Genomic DNA, 16,658 nt, shown 5'->3' with positions numbered 1-16,658 from the left:
TGGAAGGATAAGCAGCAGACAGACATTAGAATATCAGAAATAATTTGGTGAAAAGAGGTTATAAGAGATGAATGAGACATTAAAGGTAATGGAAGCCAGAAGAAGTTGTAGAAATTTTGATAAAAAGAAAATGGTATCTGCGGAAGATATTGAGGCCATTGTAAAGGCCGGCACTTATGCTCCAACAGGAAGAGGAAAGCAGAGTCCGATTATTATTGCAGTTACGAATAAGGAATTAAGAGATCAGATAGCGACTGAGAATGCAAAGATTATGGGAACTGATATGGATCCATTTTACGGAGCACCGGTAATTCTGATTGTTCTTGCCGATAAAACAATCCCAACCTATAAATACGATGGCTCTCTTGTTATGGGGAATCTCATGAATGCAGCAGAAAGTCTTGGTCTTGGAAGTATTTGGATTCACAGAGCAAAGGAAGAATTTGAATCTGATTTTGGAAAAAAGATTCTCTCGGATTTGGGAATTGATGGTGATTATGAAGGAATCGGACATTGTGCAATCGGGTATGCTGCCGTACCGGCACCAGCATCTGCCCCCAGAAAAGGAAATTATGTATACTATGTAAAATAGAAAAACCAACGATAAATTTGTGCCATTTAAATGGTATTGGAACAGGTGGAAATATGAACAGAACACAAGAAGTAGAACTTACAAATATGTGCTTCATTTATGATGAAAACAGGATTCTTGTTGAAGAGAAAAAAGGAACAAAGTATACCAATGGATTAGTCTTTCCAGGTGGACATATAGAGCAGGGAGAAAGCTTCAGAGATTCTGTAATAAGAGAGATAAAAGAAGAAACCGGATTAGATATTTTTGAGCCACAACCATGTGGGTTTAAGGACTGGATACAGGATGATGGAACGAGATACATTGTTCTACTGTATAAAACCAATAAGTTTTCGGGAACACTCAGATCCTCAGAGGAAGGGCACGTATTCTGGCTGGACAGAAAAGATCTTGATGAGGCAAACTTCATTTGGGATATGAGAGAATTAATGGAAATATTTGAGACAGATCAATACTCGGAATTCTTTTTTGAATATAAAAACGGAGAACACGAACCGGGGCGATTGTTGAGGTAGGTGTTCATTAAAAATTCTATTACTTGGGGCATACGGTTGCGAATAGAACAACTGTGGGAGATGTATCAGGTGCAATAAATCAGAAGTGGAACAATCCGTAGGCATCAAAGGCGGGGGCTTTTGATCCCGACATCATATATATAGACGGGAAAAGGGCAGAGTGTACGGAAAACAGCATAGAGGTATCAGATAAATTATGCCCCGATCTTGATAAGAGATATAGCATTGAAGTCAAGAAAAACAAAGGAGGATTACATCATGGAACGAGTAGAAAAATTTTTAAAAGAAGCAGAAACTTACTATTTAGCAACATTAGAAGGAGACCAGCCAAGAGTAAGACCTTTTGGAACTGTTCATATTTTTGAAGACAAATTGTATATTCAGACTGGTAAGGTAAAAGATGTTTCAAAACAAATCCACGCAAATCCAAAGGTGGAAATCTGTGCATTTAAGAATGGCGAGTGGCTTCGCGTAGCAGGAGAACTTGTAGAAGATGATAGAAGAGAAGCACGTCAATCTATGCTTGATGCATACCCATCTTTACAGAAGATGTACTCGGCAGATGATGGAAATACAGAGGTATTCTATTTTAAGCATGCAACAGCAACATTTTCATCATTTACACACGAACCGGAAGTTGTGAAATTTTAATGACGAAAGGTGAATGGTACAAGCTATGAAGTTGAAAAATATTTTGATAGTAGTTAATGATATACAAGAATCTATTTGTTTTTATAAAGAAATATTTGGATTAGATATAATTACGAAGCAGGAAGGCAACGTAATATTGACGGAGGGACTTGTACTACAGGATGCAAAGGTATGGGCAGATGTCATCGAAAAATCTACAACACCATATAATAATATGACTGAGCTGTACTTTGAAGATAATGATGTTGAAGGGCTTGTAGATAAACTTATTTCACGAAACATTTTGGTGGAATTTAAAACTGAATTAACAGAACTCGCCAGTGGACAAAAAATGGTAAGATTTTATGATCCATCGGGGAATCTTATAGAAGTTCGAACACCAGTTAAGTATAGCTGATGTAGAGAATGTAAGTATATCACAAAAAATCTTTCATATTTGATGATAAGAGAGAGTATGGAATGACTCTTAAAATTGAATTTGTACCCAAACAGAAAGCGTAATATATGACTTATTAAAATAGATGTAAATACCTATGTCGGATAAAGAGAGGTGTCTTTCTTAGTGGTAGGCATCTTTTTTTATTTAAAACCGTGTGGTATATTTCGCACATTTATATTGACAAGAGAATATATAAGTGGTATTTTTGTAATATAAGAGCGAAATATATCACATAAAGGAGATGGAGATTATGAATAAAAAAGAACCGATGAGTTTGTCAGAACACTATAATTTACGATATACCCTGAATGGAGTTGTGTGGCTGATATACGCCGTCATAAATCTGTTGCCAAATAACATTGTTACAAAAGTGCTGTGTATCGTTGCTTTAATTATGGCGATCATAACTTCATGCATTGCTTTATTTGTAAAAGCGGATGCTGATGATGAGATGTCAATTTTACACATATCAAAAGCAAAGGCAATGACGCTTGATATCACAGTTTCATTGTTTTTGATTATTGGTGTAGGCTCGGTAGTTCTTGGAAATATGGTAGTAAATATAGCCAAGTTATATCCGTTCGTTATCGGAGTGGTTCAACTTCTTACTGGCATTTTATTCTGGCTGGAAGAAAGGACGAGTGATTGATATGCCTATACTAAAAACAAAGCTGCATGAACTCCGCAAGGAAAATAATATGCAACAGGCGGAACTTGCAAAGTTGGTGGGGGTCCGCCGGGAGACAATTGGAAATTTGGAAAATGGGAAATATAATCCGTCATTGAAACTTGCTATGGATATAGCGAAAGTGTTTGAACGTACTGTAGAGGATATCTTCTTTTTCGAAGAAGAGGAATAAGTCCGTTTTTTGGTACAATACCTAGTATAATCCACTTTAAATAACAAACTATTTTAATTCACATTCCTATTATGGTATAATTGAACCATCGAGGTCCAATTATGCCTAATACAATTAAAACTATTTCTTTAACAGATGATGATAAATCTTACTTAAATAAACTGCTGACAAACTTGATATTGGAATCAGTGTGGTAAAACGTTGTCTTAACAAATTTAAAGAGAACGGTGTTGAAGCTTCTTTACGTGATAACAAAGGCCGTGGAAGAAAAGCGGAAATCACCGATGACGATATCACCTGGGTAATCAGTAAAGCCTGCCAAAAACCGTAGGGATCGCAGGTCTTAACTTTGTTGGAAATGCGGTTTATGCCGAAGTGCAGGATGGCAAAGAAAATGTGGCACAGTTTGAGCTGATTCCATGGATTCTGGGGCAGTGTGCTTCCATGAAAGAGGTACATGAACTGCTGGATCGAATCAATATTGTAAATACTCCATTCAGCCCACAGTTTCCTCTGGCTCTGTTGATAAACAGAGAGGATGCTGTGAGGTGGCAGAGGGTAAATATGAGATTACCTTGTATACATCCTGCTGCAATGCCACGAAAGGTATTTATTACTACAATACCTATGAAAACCACCAGATCAGTGGAGTGGACATGCACAGAGAAAACCTTGACAGTGACCACCCGATCCGTTACCCGGCAATCCAGGGTGAAAAGATTCATTTCCAGAATTAGAACATCAAAGGCCAATAAGAAGCTTTTTGATTAGGTACGCGAGCAACGAGCCAAAGTCCGTGCGTGCACGAGACCTTGGCGACTGTCGCGATAGTGAGCTAAGATTATTTTGCAGAATCTGCGTCAATCACTGCCTTGATCTGTTTCATCAGTGCATCATAATTTTTCTGATCATCAACACCACCCATGAACTGCTCTCCAATGATATTTCCGTTCCGGTCTACCAGAACAGTGGTAGGAAATGCCATGATATTGGAAGCATATTTTCCTGCATCAGAATCGGAGGTGAGGGAAAGGTTACGATATTTTGCTCCCTGGCTTTTCAGGACCTTTTTTGCTTCCTTAATTGCAGATTCATTTCCATCAAAGGTTTCTGTATTGATACCAACAACTTCACCACCCATGGATTTGATGGCTTCGTTCATTTCATTCAGTTTGGATAATTCACCAACACACGGTTTACAACCGGTAAACCAGAAATTCAGAACAGTTACCGCATTGTTGGAAAACAGAGAATCGTCTACTTTATTTCCGTCATAGTCGGTGGCACTGAAGTTCTTGAATGGGGTATCTGCATCAGAAGAGTCAGCTGCTGTTTCCGGGGTTCCTGCACTTTCCAGAGCTGCAATTTTTTCTTCGATTCCACGAATAGTTTCGATATCTTTATGGAGAACTTCAAGTTCTTCCTCTGTAAATTCATCTTTGTTGGAGTCTACAAGATCAGCAAGATAATCCCCATAGTTTCCGCTTGGGTCTGCAGAGCTTTTGTTTGCCATAGCAAATGCTTTGTTCCATTCATCCTGATGATCTGCAAACAGCTGGTTTTCCTGCTGGAATAAATCGTTGATCTCAGAACTGGATTCCGGAGTCGATGCTGCATCTGTAGTCTGTGTGTCAGTAGTGTCTTTTGTTTCCTTGCCTGTACAGGCGGTAAGTGATAAAGCTGCGCAAAGAGTAAGTACAGTGATGATATTTTTTCTTGTTTTCATGATAAAATCTCCTTTTATATATGTTATTTTGTAACTATTCTATTTTGCAATTTTAATAAAGTTAATCAGTTAATACAAACTTTACTTTGTTCCTTTATGTTTATGTATGCACATGTCTTTCCCCATAAATTGATAGTGGATTGCATCCTTTGGACATACCTTCATGCAGGCTCCGCAACGGATACATTCCGGATGGTTGGGTGTCTTGAGCACATTTACGTCCATCTTACACGCTTTTGTACACTGTTGGCAACCGATACATTTATCATTTTCGATTTTAATCCCTAAAAATGATATTTTGTTAAATAAAGAATATATTGCTCCCAGCGGGCAGATCCATTTGCAGAAAGGTCTGTAAAACAGAATGCTTAGTACCACAACCGTAATAAGGATGATGCTTTTAAAAGTAAATAGTTTGCCAAGTGCCGACCGGATAGCTGCATTGCCAAGAGAAAGTGGGATGGCACCTTCCAATACACCCTGAGGGCATATGTATTTGCAGAAGAAGGGATCGCCCATTCCAATCGAATTGGTGACCAACATTGGCAAAAGGATTACGAATACCAGAAGAATCAGGTATTTCAGATAACGCAGTGGTTTCAGCTTTTGTGTAGAGAACTTTTTGCCTGGTATCTTGTGCAGCAGATCCTGGAACCATCCGAAGGGACAGAGGAAACCGCATATAAATCGACCTAAGATTACACCAAGTAAGATGATAAATCCCGTGATGTAATAGGAAAATTTGAATTTTGAAGACCCAACCACTGCCTGAAAAGCACCGATGGGACAGGCTCCTGAAGCGGCAGGGCATGAGTAACAGTTCAAACCGGGAACACATACCGTTTTCCCATTACCCTGGTATATTTTTCCTTTAAAGAAATTCGGCAGATGTATATTTGTAAGTAATGTGGCTGCTGCCTGAACCCAGCCACGAAATCGTGCTATTTGTTTTGAGATGATACTTGTTTTCTTATCCAATTCCTACACACTCCATACATAATTTTATTGCCTTGGCAAGTACAACAGCTGCCTCGCCTCTGTATGCTCCGAATACGATCATGAGCACTCCAAAGGCAGGTAGTACAATCTGTGTGATACGTCTGTAATTCAAGATACGGATACTCCTTTCTACTGTATAATTTTATAACTGTCCGCCAGCAAACCTTTTGTTTTGGATAACGCATGTTACAGTTCACACAGCAGCCAGACACTTGCTGTCAGACTGCGTAAGAACATGATTCAGGAGTGAGCAGGCTTCTTTTGCGAAACACAATTTCAGATGAGCCTGCGAATCGTTACTGGAACAAGGTACGAGTGAACAGTAACTAACGCTTCACTGCATAAGACTTTGTTGACCTGTTGACTTGGCTATTATACAATAGAGGGTGTAAAATTTCTGTTAAGAAACGAGAATGGAGAAAAAATATTTTGAGATTATTAATTGTGGAAGATGAAAAAGAATTATGCGACACTGTAGCAAAGAGCTTATATAGTGCCGGGTATGAGGTTGATACCTGTTATGATGGTGAAGAAGCCCTGGATTATGTTCTGACGGAAGAATACGATCTGATCGTACTGGATCTGAACTTGCCGGGGATGGATGGAATGGATATTCTGAGGGAACTTCGTATGAAAAACGAGGAGACAAAGGTGCTGATTCTTTCTGCCAGAAGCCAGATTGCCGATAAGGTAGAGGGCCTGGATGCAGGTGCAAACGATTATATGGAGAAGCCTTTTCATCTCCAGGAGCTGGAAGCCAGGATTCGAAGCCTGACGAGACGAAAGTTTATACAAAAGGATGTATGTCTTAGTTATGGAGATATCAGATTCGACACGAAGAAGAGGGAAGCCTGTGCCAATGGTGAACCTGTGTCTCTGACGCGTAAAGAAAATGGGATTCTGGAATATATGCTGCTGAATCAGGGGCGTCCCGTAAGTCAGGAAGAACTTATTGAACATGTATGGGACGCATCTGTAGACAGTTTCAGCGGTTCCATTCGGGTACATGTGTCTTCTCTGAGAAGAAAACTGAAGGCAGTACTTAGTTATGATCCCATTGTGAACAAGATCGGTGAGGGATATCGGCTGGAGAGGAAGGAAAAATGAAAAAATTGTCATTACAGTGGAGACTTACCCTGATCACAACTCTTTTTATTGCGATCATCTGCGGATGCCTTACCATGTTTGTCTACGGAAGTGGAGTATATTACATGGATTCTCTCCAGGAAACTGTAGATGCCCAGAATACAGATGGTGACGACAGCCATCAAAACGAAATCTATATCAGTATACCCGACGACAAATGGGATGACTTCGCCAATGATTTTTCTGTACAGGTATACAATAATAAAGCGGATTATAAAAAGAAAAGCCTGTTTTTTTCCATCTTTCTGGCGATTCTTGGAGGAGTTGCCACTTATTATTTCAGTGGCAGGTCTTTAAAACCACTGAAAGAGTTTTCTGAAAAAATAGAAGAAGTGGAAGCCAGAAACCTGTCAGATTCCAGAATCGAAGAAAATAAAGTGAAAGAACTGAATCAGCTTAGCATTTCTTATAATAAAATGCTGGATCGTCTTTCAGAATCCTTTGAGATGCAGCGTCAATTCACAGCCAATGCAGCCCATGAGCTGCGCACACCTCTTGCAGTGATGCAGGCACAACTGGACCTATATCATACAACCGGGCATCCTGCGACAGATGCCTGTACCGAGAAAACAATACAGATGGTAACGGATCAGAACGAACGTCTCAGCAAGATGGTGAAGACACTGTTGGATATGAGTGAATTGCAGACCGTGGCCAGAGATGAAAAAATTGAAGTGGATGCACTGGTTGAAGAAGTGCTGGCAGATCTTGATCCTCTTGCCGAGGAAAAAAATGTTATTCTCGAAAGTGTTTGCGATGCAGTAACGATGATGGGAAGTGATATCCTGGTCTATCGGGTCGTATATAACCTGGTGGAAAATGCCATCAAGTATAACAATCCCGGCGGTAAGGTACAGGTTACGGTTTGCAGTGATAAAGAACAGATCTGTATACAGGTTATGGATAACGGAAGCGGAATTCCTGCAGATATGAAAGAACGAGTCTTTGAACCATTTTTCCGGGTGGACAAATCCCGCAGCCGGGCTCTGGGTGGCGTAGGTCTTGGACTGGCACTGGTCCGTGAGATCGTGAGAGTCCATGATGGAGCGATCCGTGTGCTGGATAATTCTAATGGAGGCACAACCTTTGAGATTCTCTTTCCGGAAACTGTGTAGCGTATCATTTGAAATGAAATAACGTACCTGAACAGTTATGACTACTGTAAAGGTACGTTATGTGATTGGTTTGAGAATGAACGACGATTTGTGATTATGACTACAGCAGCCAATGAATCTATAAAGACTTAAAACAAAAACAGAAGAGTGCAATAGCGGATAAAACATACAAAATATACTTGAAGTTTTATCTTGAAAATCAGCGAATGCCGGATGTTACTGAAATGAATGATATATGCAAAAGTTTGTTTACGGCAGTTCAATCGCTTGCTCCTAAAACGGAATATGAAGAATTTTATAAAGAAGAAATATATCTTTGATCCAAAGTCTGGCGTAATTGAAGAGGCGACACCGGAGACTTATGTGGAAGATACATATTTGACGAAGAAATAAGGAAGTGAAAATATGCAGTTAGGATGGATAGATTTTTCAAAAGAAGACCGGCAGAAGGCATTAGATGTGATTAACCTTCTGAGTGAACAGGGAGCAGTCGATGAACTTGGAATCGGCATTATTCGTGATGCTTTTGCCAATTATTTCTTTCCAGGGACATCTACCGTCCAGACCAGAGCAAAGTACTTCCTTATTGTTCCATATGTGTTAAGGGAAGCTGTTGATGGCAAGTATGGAAAGGATGCAAATAGAGTTTTAAGGGCTATAGATTCTGCTGAAAAAGATTGTGGCATCAGATTGTTAGAAGCAGATCCCAAGGCAGAAGGTGTTATTGGAACCCGTGTATTACCAAAGGGCTGGGTAGCAAGAAAACCATCAGATATCTACTGGAATGGAATTCGTACCTTTGGAATATTCTGTGATTATGGTCTGTCTATACCAGAGTATGTTTCATTGGCAGTAAAATTAAAAGAACAGAGGTCTGTCAGCTGGTTAGGAAACAGGAATGATGATGCGGATGAGAATGACAAGGATGATTCTGATGCAGGAGATATCGGCAATATTAGATTCTGGAATCTTCCGATTTATCATGATGACTGGCGAGACAACCTTACGATAGAGTTGACACAGGAGGAAGCTTTCTATCTGGATAAGCAGATTCAGAAGTCAACGAAAGGGTCTCTTTTGGAATATGTGCTGAAAAATCACATTGATTTGAATGAATATGATGATTTTGCTTCTTTAACGGCTGAACTATCAGAAAAAGTAAGTGAAAAGCTGGCATATATGATGAAGCTTGCCTGCAATTTTAATAATCTGGTGTATATGGCAAGAGTAAGATACAATGTCATGCTTTCGGAAGGCGAGAATACATACGCAAATGATGAATGGAGCAGGATACTTCCGGATATAAAGCATAATGCGACAGTCGATCTGGATGCAGTGTTTGGAGAATTGCAGTTGATAAATCCAAGGGCAAAGAGCTTCCTGTGTGGGATACAAACAGCATTTATGGCATCGGATACTCATATGGCGGATGAACTGATTCGTAAGAGGGAACGGAGCCTGAAAGGAGCAGCCAGAGCGAAGTTAAGCAGAACAAAGGAATTTGATCACTCAAAATGGGTAGGCGGAGGAATGCTTGATTACAGATTTTCAAATGCCAGGAGAATTGTGAATGACATATATGCCGGGGAGGTGAGTGCTGATGTTTAGACCGGATTCAAACCGAGATAGAACGGATTACAGCGGTATTTTGATACCTCCAGACGGATATAGACTGGACAGAGCAGTAGGCACTACATATTCACTTGACCTGGAAGCACTCACAGCAGTGGCGATATGTCTTGGATTATCTGAAGAAACAGATAGTAAGCTTATGCAAAATCCAATTGGTATGCTGAATGCATTGCAGAAGGTATCAGATAAAATCGTGCTGTTTTGTGAAGCAGGACAGATTAAAGTGCCAACAAAACCGACTGCACTATCTATTTTATTAGAGAAAATGGTAGTAGAAGTTGCACTGCCAAAAGATAGACAGCTTGGTCGATACCCTTCATTTCATCCGAAAACATGGGTATTGGCATATGTAAACGCTGATGGAGATAAAAAATATCGTTTTGTGGTAATGAGCAGAAATCTGACCTTTGACAGGAGCTGGGATATCAGCTTCGTGATGGATAGCAGTAAAAATGTCAAACAGAAGAAAAAAACACAGCCTATCTGTGATTTTCTGGATTATCTTGTAACGAATGTACATAATACCAGCAATAATGCTGGGAAGAAAAGAAATCTGATTCGTGGATTATGTGCAGACATTAAGGATGTATCCTTTTCACTTGATAGTAAAATATTTGGCGAGGATTTTGAAGTGCTTCCGCTTGGAATTGGGGAAAATGCCTACCAGATGCAGGATGACATTCTATTCTGTACGGAAAGAGGAAATGCCAATTCGACATTTAATGAGCTTGTAGTGATGTCTCCGTTTTTATCAGAAAGTGTGATTGCTGATTTTAATCTTACAGACAGGGCATTGTCAGACTGTAAGAGAACACTTATTACCAGACGTTCTGAGCTTGGAAAACTCAAAGCATCAGATGTAGATAATTTTACCATCTATGCATTAAAGGATGAGATTATAGATGGTGAGGATGAAATCTCAGATGAGCTTGCAGATAAAAAGAAACAGGATATTCATGCAAAAATTTATCTGAGAAGGAAATATTCAGATGTTGACCTGTATCTTGGTTCCATGAATGCTTCCTATTCTGCAATTAATAAAAATGTTGAAATGATGCTGTGGCTTGGTACAAAGAATATGTATCTGAATGGGAATAAATTCTTAGAGGATATATTCTGTGGTCCAGCAGGAGATGTAAAAAATCCATTTGAAGAAGTTACAGTAGCGGATGCAGTTTTGGAAACAGAAAGTGACAATAGAGATCTGCTGGAGCAGAAAATCAAGGAATTGTGCCGTGTGAAAAGGCAGGCTGTAATTCAAAAGGATAGTGAGAATGCCGGAAAATATAAGATAGCGGTTGCTTTTAGCGGTATTGAATCTGATAGTACAATCACAGTATCGCCCTTTAATTCAAGGCAAGAGCAGACATTGTCAGAACACATAGAGTTTTCAGAACTTGAGATATTACAGTTATCTGAGTTCTATGAGATTACTGTAAGATCAGGTGATGATACAATCCGCAGAATTATTATGATCCCTACAAGTGGTTTCCCAGATGACAGAGAAAGTGCAGCAGTAAACAGTGTGGTAAAAGATAGGACATCATTTGTGGAATATATAGCTTTTGCCCTTGGCGATGATTATGTAGCATCTATGCTTGAAGGAAAGCAGATGGGAGAATCCGGATTTTTTGCTAATTCGAGTGATGCAATGCCGGCACTCTATGAAAAAATGCTTAAGACATCCGTAGAAGAGCCGGAAAGAATAAAAGATATCGGATATGTGCTTAAGATGGTTACAGATAAGGATATTATACCTGACGAATTCCGTGAACTGTATGAGACTTTTTGTAATACTTTGAAAATCAGAAGATAACGAGGTGATGTTATGTCACAATTTAATATAGATGAAATTGAAAAGCACACCCTCTCAGGTCTGAAAGATTTTCAAAGAGCAACTGTTGAGAGAGTGGATTATCTGTTCCGGCATAATCAAAATCGTGTGCTTGTAGCAGATGAAGTGGGGATGGGAAAAACTCTTATTGCCAGAGGAGCAATTGTAAAGACTGCAAGGCTTAAAATAGAAGAGAAAGATGATCTGTTTAAGATAATTTATATCTGCTCTAATCAGAACATAGCAAATCAGAATATCAGAAAGCTTGATGTAACAGGAAAGAATGCCATCGGTTCAGTATCAGATACCAGACTGTCTATGCAGCATTTAAAGATTACCGAGCAGGAGAACGATCCGCAGATAAAGGAAGGCTATATACAGCTTATCCCGCTTACGCCGGAAACATCTTTCCGTATGACTTCCGGAGGCGGAAGTGTGCAGGAAAGAGCACTGATGTATGCCATTTTAAGGAGAATGCCGGACTTTAAAGGTCATGCAGCTTCTCTTGAAAAATTTATGATACTGGATGCTGTAAAAGCATGGGATGGATGGGCAAAATGGAGCTTTGAAAATCGTGTGGTTGAATGTGAAAAGATGACGAATGGTGTCTACCCACAAAATGTAATTGATAAGATTTTAAATTATTCGGAATATAGTGAAATCAAGGACATGCTACTTAATCATTTACATGAAAGAAGATATAATAAACAGCTTACATATTCCAATTATTATGTGATGAATAAGCTTCGTGTGATGTTTGCGAGAATCAGTGTATCCATGCTTGAACCGGATCTGGTAATCATGGATGAATTTCAGAGATTTAAATTTCTTCTGTCATCTGATGACAGTGAACTTGGCATCCTTGCACATAGTTTTCTTAGCGGACATGATACAAGAGTGCTTCTGTTGTCAGCAACACCATATAAATTGTATTCTACGCTTGAAGAGATTGATGAAAATCAGCTGGACGAACATTATGCAGAGTTCTTTCAGGTTATGAACTTCCTTTTTGATGATGAGGTCAAAGATACAAGTTTTAAGGAAATCTGGAAAAACTATTCAGTTGCTTTAAGTGAGTTAAAAGCTGGAGACAGTGCAATTATCCGTATGAAGGAATTGGCAGAGAATGCGATGTATCAGGGAGTCAGCAGGACTGAGCGTATATCTGTCATGGATTCCGGTGATTATACGGATGACAGCAGCGTGAAGCATCATTTGCAGATAGATGAAAATGACATAAACTCCTATATACAGATGTCACGATTATTGTCAAAAACGGATTCAAATCACTCTTTACCGGTAGATTATGCAAAGAGCTGTCCGTATCTTATGTCCTTTATGAAGAAATATAAGATTAAGGAGCAGATTGAAAAATATTACACAAAACATCCAGATGAATTTGGAAATGAAAGAGAACAAAGTCTTTTGTGGCTGAATCGCAATAAAATCAATCAATATGCTGAATTGCCGAAAACCAATGCAAGGCTTGAGGCACTGAAAGAAAAAGCATTTATCGGCGGTGCTGAAAAATATCTGTGGATTCCTCCATCGCTGCCATATTATGAGATGCAGGGAGCATATAAAAACAGCAAAGGCTTTTCAAAAATACTTGTATTTTCTGCATGGGAGATGGTTCCACGAATGATAGGTGCACTTGTGTCTTACGAGGCGGAAAGACTTACAGTTGGAAAACTGGTACATCAGATAAAGAACCAGGATAAGAAGAATACAGGTTATTTTGCAGAAGGTTCGAGAAGATACCCGGTGGCAAGACTGAGATTTAATGTCTCAAATGGAGAAGTAAGAGGCATGAGCCTGTTTGCACTGCTTTATCCATCAAAGACACTTTCGGATATGTACTTACCGATTGAATCATTGAATAACCATGAATCGTTAGAAGCTATAGAAAAATCTGTACGGCTGAAACTGAAAGAGAAGCTTGCAATAATCGAAGAAAAATATGGTGATTCGGGTAACAATAAGGAAGATGCCAGATGGTATTATCTTGCACCGATGCTTATGGATGGAGTCATCTATGCAAAGCATTGGATAGAGGATATTGTGTGGGAAATGAATACAGACGAAGAGGATACAACATCTGAAGTCAGAAGCAGTTCAAAGGATAAGAGAAATAAAGGCTTTATTGCTCATATTGATAAGCTAAGAAGTTATTTGGATGCCCCAGAGGAGATTCATCTTGGAAGAAAGCCGGATGATCTTCTGGAAACATTGGTAAATATGGTACTGGGTTCGCCGGCAATATGCATTTATCGCTCTAATGGAAGAAGCACAGCCAGAGCAACATCGCTTGCAAAGGTATTTGTCAATAATTTCAATTTGCCGGAGTCAACAGCTATCATTGATCTTGCTTATGGCAGATGCAGGGATGATAATTCTCATTGGCAGAATGTTCTTAAATACTGTAAGGATGGCTGTTTTCAGGCAATGATTGATGAGTATATCCATATGCTGAAAGAAACAGCAGGTTTTCAGTCGGATGGAAATCAGTATCAGATTGTGCATGACATGATGATGGATTCATTGAAAATACATACAGCCACCTATATCGCTGATACTTATCCTGATTTCAAAAAGCGTATTAACGGAGCTGACAGGAAGAGCGATGGGTGTCGAATCAGGTCGAGCTATGCAGTTGGATTTACAAAGGATGCAGGCGATAATTCCAAGGTAGTCATGCGTAAAGAAAATATCAGAAATGCCTTTAACTCACCAATGCGTCCATTTGTGCTTGCCACAACATCAATCGGACAGGAAGGACTGGATTTTCATAATTACTGTCGAGTGATTATGCACTGGAATCTTCCAAGTAATCCCATCGATCTGGAACAAAGGGAAGGCAGAATCAATAGATTTAAGTGTCTGGCAATAAGACAGAATGTTGCTGATAAATATGGTAAGGCGGATGATATTACATTTAAGCGGGACATATGGACAGAAATGTTTGAAGCTGCTAAAGCGGAAAAGCAGAATGACCAGTCAGAGCTTGTACCATTCTGGTGTTTCGGGAAAAATCAGAGTGTAAAAATAGAAAGGCTTGTGCCAATGTATCCTATGAGTAAGGATGAGGTTAATTATGAAAGGCTGATAAAGGTATTGTCTCTTTACCGGCTTACATTAGGGCAGGCAAGGCAGGAAGAACTTCTGGAGTATTTATTCAAGGAGTTCAAGGACACAAACGGATTGAAGAAACTGTTTATCGACTTGAGTCCATTTTCAAAAGGAAAAGAAGGTTGATATGATGAGAATACTTTTTTGTAATATAGCGTGGATGAAGGAGTATCGAGGAAATGAAGATGGAAAGGATACTCCGTTAAATGGTGGAAGCTATGTTGATGAGACAGGAGATGCCCATGAAAAATATAATTTTACACCGGTGAATATGGAGGGCAGAGAAGGCTTATATTGTCTGGGATTTTTTGAGACAAAATCACATAATGGTAAAGATGTTAATCAAATGCGGATTGAGAATATTGCAGGTTGTGAGCTATTAAAAAAAGAAGAATCCGTAGATGATGTGCTTGTTGTGTACTGTGCAAAGCATCCGGCACATAAGTTTACGACAGTCGTGGGATGGTATAAACATGCTACAGTTTTCAGACATTATCAAGAGGCAGTGTTTGCTCCGGAAGATATACAATATTACAATGCAATGGCAAAATCGTCTGATTGTGTACTGCTTCCTGCAGGCATCAGATCAAGAAAGGTTCAATGGGAAGTTCCAAGAAAATCAAGTGGTTGGGCTTATGGTTTTGGACGAGCGAATGTCTGGTATGCCAGTGAAGAGGATAGCAGGTTGCAAGATTATCTTAAGAGATTAGTAAAACAGATTGATGAATATAATGGTGAGAATTGGATCGAAAAGTACCCTGAGTAGGTGTTAAACCAAGGATAGAACAGGGAGGAATAGCAATGGCATATGGAAAGTCTATAGAGCTGTTTTTGGTCAATGGAACAGCGGATAGCTTGACTATAGCGGAGTTGTCAAATTGGAATGGAAAAGCAATTAAGATACCAAGAATTGAGGTGTCTTCGTGCCATAGAGAGGATATTGCTCAAGCGGGAGTATATTTCCTCTTTTGCAAAGAAGATGATGGAACAGATTCAGTATATATCGGAGAAGCGGAAAATGTAAAAGAACGTTTGTTGCAACATTTGCGAGATTATCAAGCTGAAAAAGAGAAATATTATTGGACCACGGCAGTGATTTTTATAGGGAGAGACCTGAACAAGGCATTGATTCGTTATCTTGAAAATCGATTTGTGGACATTGCAAGACAGTGTAAACGGTATCTGGTGCTTACAAAAAACACTTATCGAAATACGGTGATGAAGGAATCACAAATAGCAGTCATGGAAGAATTTATTGATAATGTTAGAATTTTGATAAGTGTTTTAGGATACAAAGTATTGGAACCTGTCAATAAACCAGCAGCTATAGAAGAAAATGATGGTAACGAAATTGAAAAAGAAGAAATAAAGTTGCACTTGGAAAGAACAGTGAAGGGAATAGGAAAGATAGAAGCTGATGGTATCCGTACATCTGAAGGCTTTGTAGTGCTAAATGGGAGTCATATTGCTCAAGAGTATGATGAGACAATCTCAGCAGGTATTAAAGAAAAAAGAAGTAAAGCTAATATTGTAGAGGGTATTCTACAGGAGGATGTTTTGTTTTCAAGTCCATCTGGTGCAGCAATGTTTGTGGTAGGTAAGAGTGCTAACGGATTGACAAGCTGGAAAAATGCAGACGGTATTACACTTAAAGATATTGAAAGTGATGAAACAAAATGAAACTAATGTTATTGCAAATCAGATGAGAATTAGGAGATAAGGAGATATGTAATGCCATTTAAGATAATTCGCAACGATATAACAAAGGTAAAAGCAGATGTAATCGTAAATACTGCTAATCCAAATCCGATATGTGCAAGTGGCACGGACTTAGCAATATATGAAGCAGCAGGAAAAGAACAGCTTCTTGCCGAAAGAGCAGGTATTGGTAAGATTGCAAGAGGTGATATTGCTGTTACCGGTGCATATAATCTAAAGGCAAAATATATTATTCATACAGTAGGACCGGTATGGACAGATGGAAAGTGAATATTACGGTGCGGCAGAGCCGCCAGTCCGG

The 16,658-nt window shown here is 39.2% G+C and carries 17 protein-coding genes and 1 pseudogene; 15 read left to right on the top strand and 3 right to left on the bottom strand.

Annotation, left to right across the window (positions count from 1 at the left end; translation table 11 throughout):
- Positions 1–67: 67 nt before the first annotated feature.
- The 7 genes and pseudogenes from NQ541_RS06460 to NQ541_RS13140 form a co-directional block, all read left to right on the top strand.
- On the top strand, positions 68–592 hold the full coding sequence (locus NQ541_RS06460; protein WP_005612300.1) for a nitroreductase: 525 nt from the start codon (positions 68–70) through the stop codon (positions 590–592).
- A gap of 53 nt (positions 593–645) precedes the next feature.
- Positions 646–1,107 carry an 8-oxo-dGTP diphosphatase gene (locus NQ541_RS06455; protein ID WP_005612302.1) on the top strand — a complete coding sequence of 154 codons (462 nt, stop codon included), beginning with the start codon at positions 646–648 and terminating at the stop codon, positions 1,105–1,107.
- 258 nt (positions 1,108–1,365) lie between these two features.
- A complete protein-coding gene (locus NQ541_RS06450; protein ID WP_023923391.1) occupies positions 1,366–1,758 on the top strand; it encodes a pyridoxamine 5'-phosphate oxidase family protein in 393 nt (130 codons plus the stop codon).
- A gap of 25 nt (positions 1,759–1,783) precedes the next feature.
- Positions 1,784–2,155 (top strand): VOC family protein, encoded by a 372-nt coding sequence (locus tag NQ541_RS06445; protein WP_023923392.1) that lies wholly within the window; start codon positions 1,784–1,786, stop codon positions 2,153–2,155.
- 292 nt (positions 2,156–2,447) lie between these two features.
- Positions 2,448–2,846, top strand: coding sequence for a hypothetical protein (locus tag NQ541_RS06440; RefSeq protein WP_023923393.1), 399 nt, complete (start codon positions 2,448–2,450; stop codon positions 2,844–2,846).
- 1 nt (position 2,847) lies between these two features.
- Entirely contained in the window at positions 2,848–3,057 is a 210-nt protein-coding gene (locus tag NQ541_RS06435; protein ID WP_023923394.1) for a helix-turn-helix transcriptional regulator, read from the top strand.
- A 321-nt stretch (positions 3,058–3,378) separates the two neighbouring features.
- Positions 3,379–3,794, top strand: a pseudogene (locus NQ541_RS13140) (linear amide C-N hydrolase); the annotation flags it as partial.
- A gap of 104 nt (positions 3,795–3,898) precedes the next feature.
- On the opposite strand, the gene NQ541_RS06420 reads toward NQ541_RS13140, so the two are convergent.
- The 3 genes from NQ541_RS06420 to NQ541_RS06410 form a co-directional block, all read right to left on the bottom strand.
- A complete protein-coding gene (locus tag NQ541_RS06420) occupies positions 3,899–4,783 on the bottom strand; it encodes a TlpA family protein disulfide reductase (protein ID WP_005612314.1) in 885 nt (294 codons plus the stop codon).
- A gap of 81 nt (positions 4,784–4,864) precedes the next feature.
- Positions 4,865–5,761: a 4Fe-4S binding protein gene (locus NQ541_RS06415; protein WP_005612316.1), complete on the bottom strand. Its 897-nt coding sequence runs from the start codon at positions 5,759–5,761 to the stop codon at positions 4,865–4,867.
- Positions 5,754–5,894: a CD1871A family CXXC motif-containing protein gene (locus tag NQ541_RS06410; protein WP_005612318.1), complete on the bottom strand. Its 141-nt coding sequence runs from the start codon at positions 5,892–5,894 to the stop codon at positions 5,754–5,756. The genes NQ541_RS06415 and NQ541_RS06410 overlap by 8 nt, the downstream gene beginning before the upstream one ends.
- Positions 5,895–6,211: 317 nt before the next feature.
- On the opposite strand from NQ541_RS06410, the gene NQ541_RS06405 reads away from it, so the two are divergent.
- From NQ541_RS06405 to NQ541_RS06370, 8 genes are all read left to right on the top strand, one after another.
- Positions 6,212–6,889, top strand: a complete 678-nt coding sequence (locus NQ541_RS06405; protein WP_178037888.1) for a response regulator transcription factor — start codon at positions 6,212–6,214, stop codon at positions 6,887–6,889.
- Positions 6,886–8,043 (top strand): sensor histidine kinase, encoded by a 1,158-nt coding sequence (locus tag NQ541_RS06400; RefSeq protein WP_005612322.1) that lies wholly within the window; start codon positions 6,886–6,888, stop codon positions 8,041–8,043. Before NQ541_RS06405 ends, NQ541_RS06400 begins: the two co-directional genes overlap by 4 nt.
- A gap of 405 nt (positions 8,044–8,448) precedes the next feature.
- Positions 8,449–9,651 carry a DUF6361 family protein gene (locus NQ541_RS06395; RefSeq protein WP_005612326.1) on the top strand — a complete coding sequence of 401 codons (1,203 nt, stop codon included), beginning with the start codon at positions 8,449–8,451 and terminating at the stop codon, positions 9,649–9,651.
- A complete protein-coding gene (locus NQ541_RS06390; protein ID WP_005612329.1) occupies positions 9,644–11,491 on the top strand; it encodes a phospholipase D family protein in 1,848 nt (615 codons plus the stop codon). Before NQ541_RS06395 ends, NQ541_RS06390 begins: the two co-directional genes overlap by 8 nt.
- A gap of 12 nt (positions 11,492–11,503) precedes the next feature.
- Positions 11,504–14,764: a C-terminal helicase domain-containing protein gene (locus NQ541_RS06385; RefSeq protein ID WP_005612331.1), complete on the top strand. Its 3,261-nt coding sequence runs from the start codon at positions 11,504–11,506 to the stop codon at positions 14,762–14,764.
- A gap of 1 nt (position 14,765) precedes the next feature.
- Positions 14,766–15,404 carry a hypothetical protein gene (locus NQ541_RS06380; RefSeq protein WP_005612333.1) on the top strand — a complete coding sequence of 213 codons (639 nt, stop codon included), beginning with the start codon at positions 14,766–14,768 and terminating at the stop codon, positions 15,402–15,404.
- A 35-nt stretch (positions 15,405–15,439) separates the two neighbouring features.
- A complete protein-coding gene (locus NQ541_RS06375; protein WP_005612335.1) occupies positions 15,440–16,318 on the top strand; it encodes a GIY-YIG nuclease family protein in 879 nt (292 codons plus the stop codon).
- Between the two features lie 51 nt (positions 16,319–16,369).
- Positions 16,370–16,627 (top strand): macro domain-containing protein, encoded by a 258-nt coding sequence (locus tag NQ541_RS06370; protein ID WP_005612338.1) that lies wholly within the window; start codon positions 16,370–16,372, stop codon positions 16,625–16,627.
- The last annotated feature ends 31 nt before the right edge of the window (positions 16,628–16,658 follow it).

Source organism: [Ruminococcus] lactaris ATCC 29176 (genome assembly GCF_025152405.1).
GTDB lineage: Bacteria > Bacillota > Clostridia > Lachnospirales > Lachnospiraceae > Mediterraneibacter > Mediterraneibacter lactaris.
Note: the sequence above shows the minus strand (reverse complement) of the source record. Positions and strands in the feature narration are given on the sequence as shown.

Excerpts from the sequence above, each read along its gene's own strand:
- NQ541_RS06460 (WP_005612300.1), top strand. The coding sequence starts at position 68 with ATGAATGAGACATTAAAGGTAATGGAAGCCAGAAGAAGTTGTAGAAAT.
- NQ541_RS06455 (WP_005612302.1), top strand. The coding sequence starts at position 646 with ATGAACAGAACACAAGAAGTAGAACTTACAAATATGTGCTTCATTTAT.
- NQ541_RS06450 (WP_023923391.1), top strand. The coding sequence starts at position 1,366 with ATGGAACGAGTAGAAAAATTTTTAAAAGAAGCAGAAACTTACTATTTA.
- NQ541_RS06445 (WP_023923392.1), top strand. The coding sequence starts at position 1,784 with ATGAAGTTGAAAAATATTTTGATAGTAGTTAATGATATACAAGAATCT.
- NQ541_RS06440 (WP_023923393.1), top strand. The coding sequence starts at position 2,448 with ATGAATAAAAAAGAACCGATGAGTTTGTCAGAACACTATAATTTACGA.
- NQ541_RS06435 (WP_023923394.1), top strand. The coding sequence starts at position 2,848 with ATGCCTATACTAAAAACAAAGCTGCATGAACTCCGCAAGGAAAATAAT.
- NQ541_RS06420 (WP_005612314.1), bottom strand. The coding sequence starts at position 4,783 with ATGAAAACAAGAAAAAATATCATCACTGTACTTACTCTTTGCGCAGCT.
- NQ541_RS06400 (WP_005612322.1), top strand. The coding sequence starts at position 6,886 with ATGAAAAAATTGTCATTACAGTGGAGACTTACCCTGATCACAACTCTT.
- NQ541_RS06395 (WP_005612326.1), top strand. The coding sequence starts at position 8,449 with ATGCAGTTAGGATGGATAGATTTTTCAAAAGAAGACCGGCAGAAGGCA.
- NQ541_RS06390 (WP_005612329.1), top strand. The coding sequence starts at position 9,644 with ATGTTTAGACCGGATTCAAACCGAGATAGAACGGATTACAGCGGTATT.
- NQ541_RS06385 (WP_005612331.1), top strand. The coding sequence starts at position 11,504 with ATGTCACAATTTAATATAGATGAAATTGAAAAGCACACCCTCTCAGGT.
- NQ541_RS06380 (WP_005612333.1), top strand. The coding sequence starts at position 14,766 with ATGATGAGAATACTTTTTTGTAATATAGCGTGGATGAAGGAGTATCGA.
- NQ541_RS06375 (WP_005612335.1), top strand. The coding sequence starts at position 15,440 with ATGGCATATGGAAAGTCTATAGAGCTGTTTTTGGTCAATGGAACAGCG.
- NQ541_RS06370 (WP_005612338.1), top strand. The coding sequence starts at position 16,370 with ATGCCATTTAAGATAATTCGCAACGATATAACAAAGGTAAAAGCAGAT.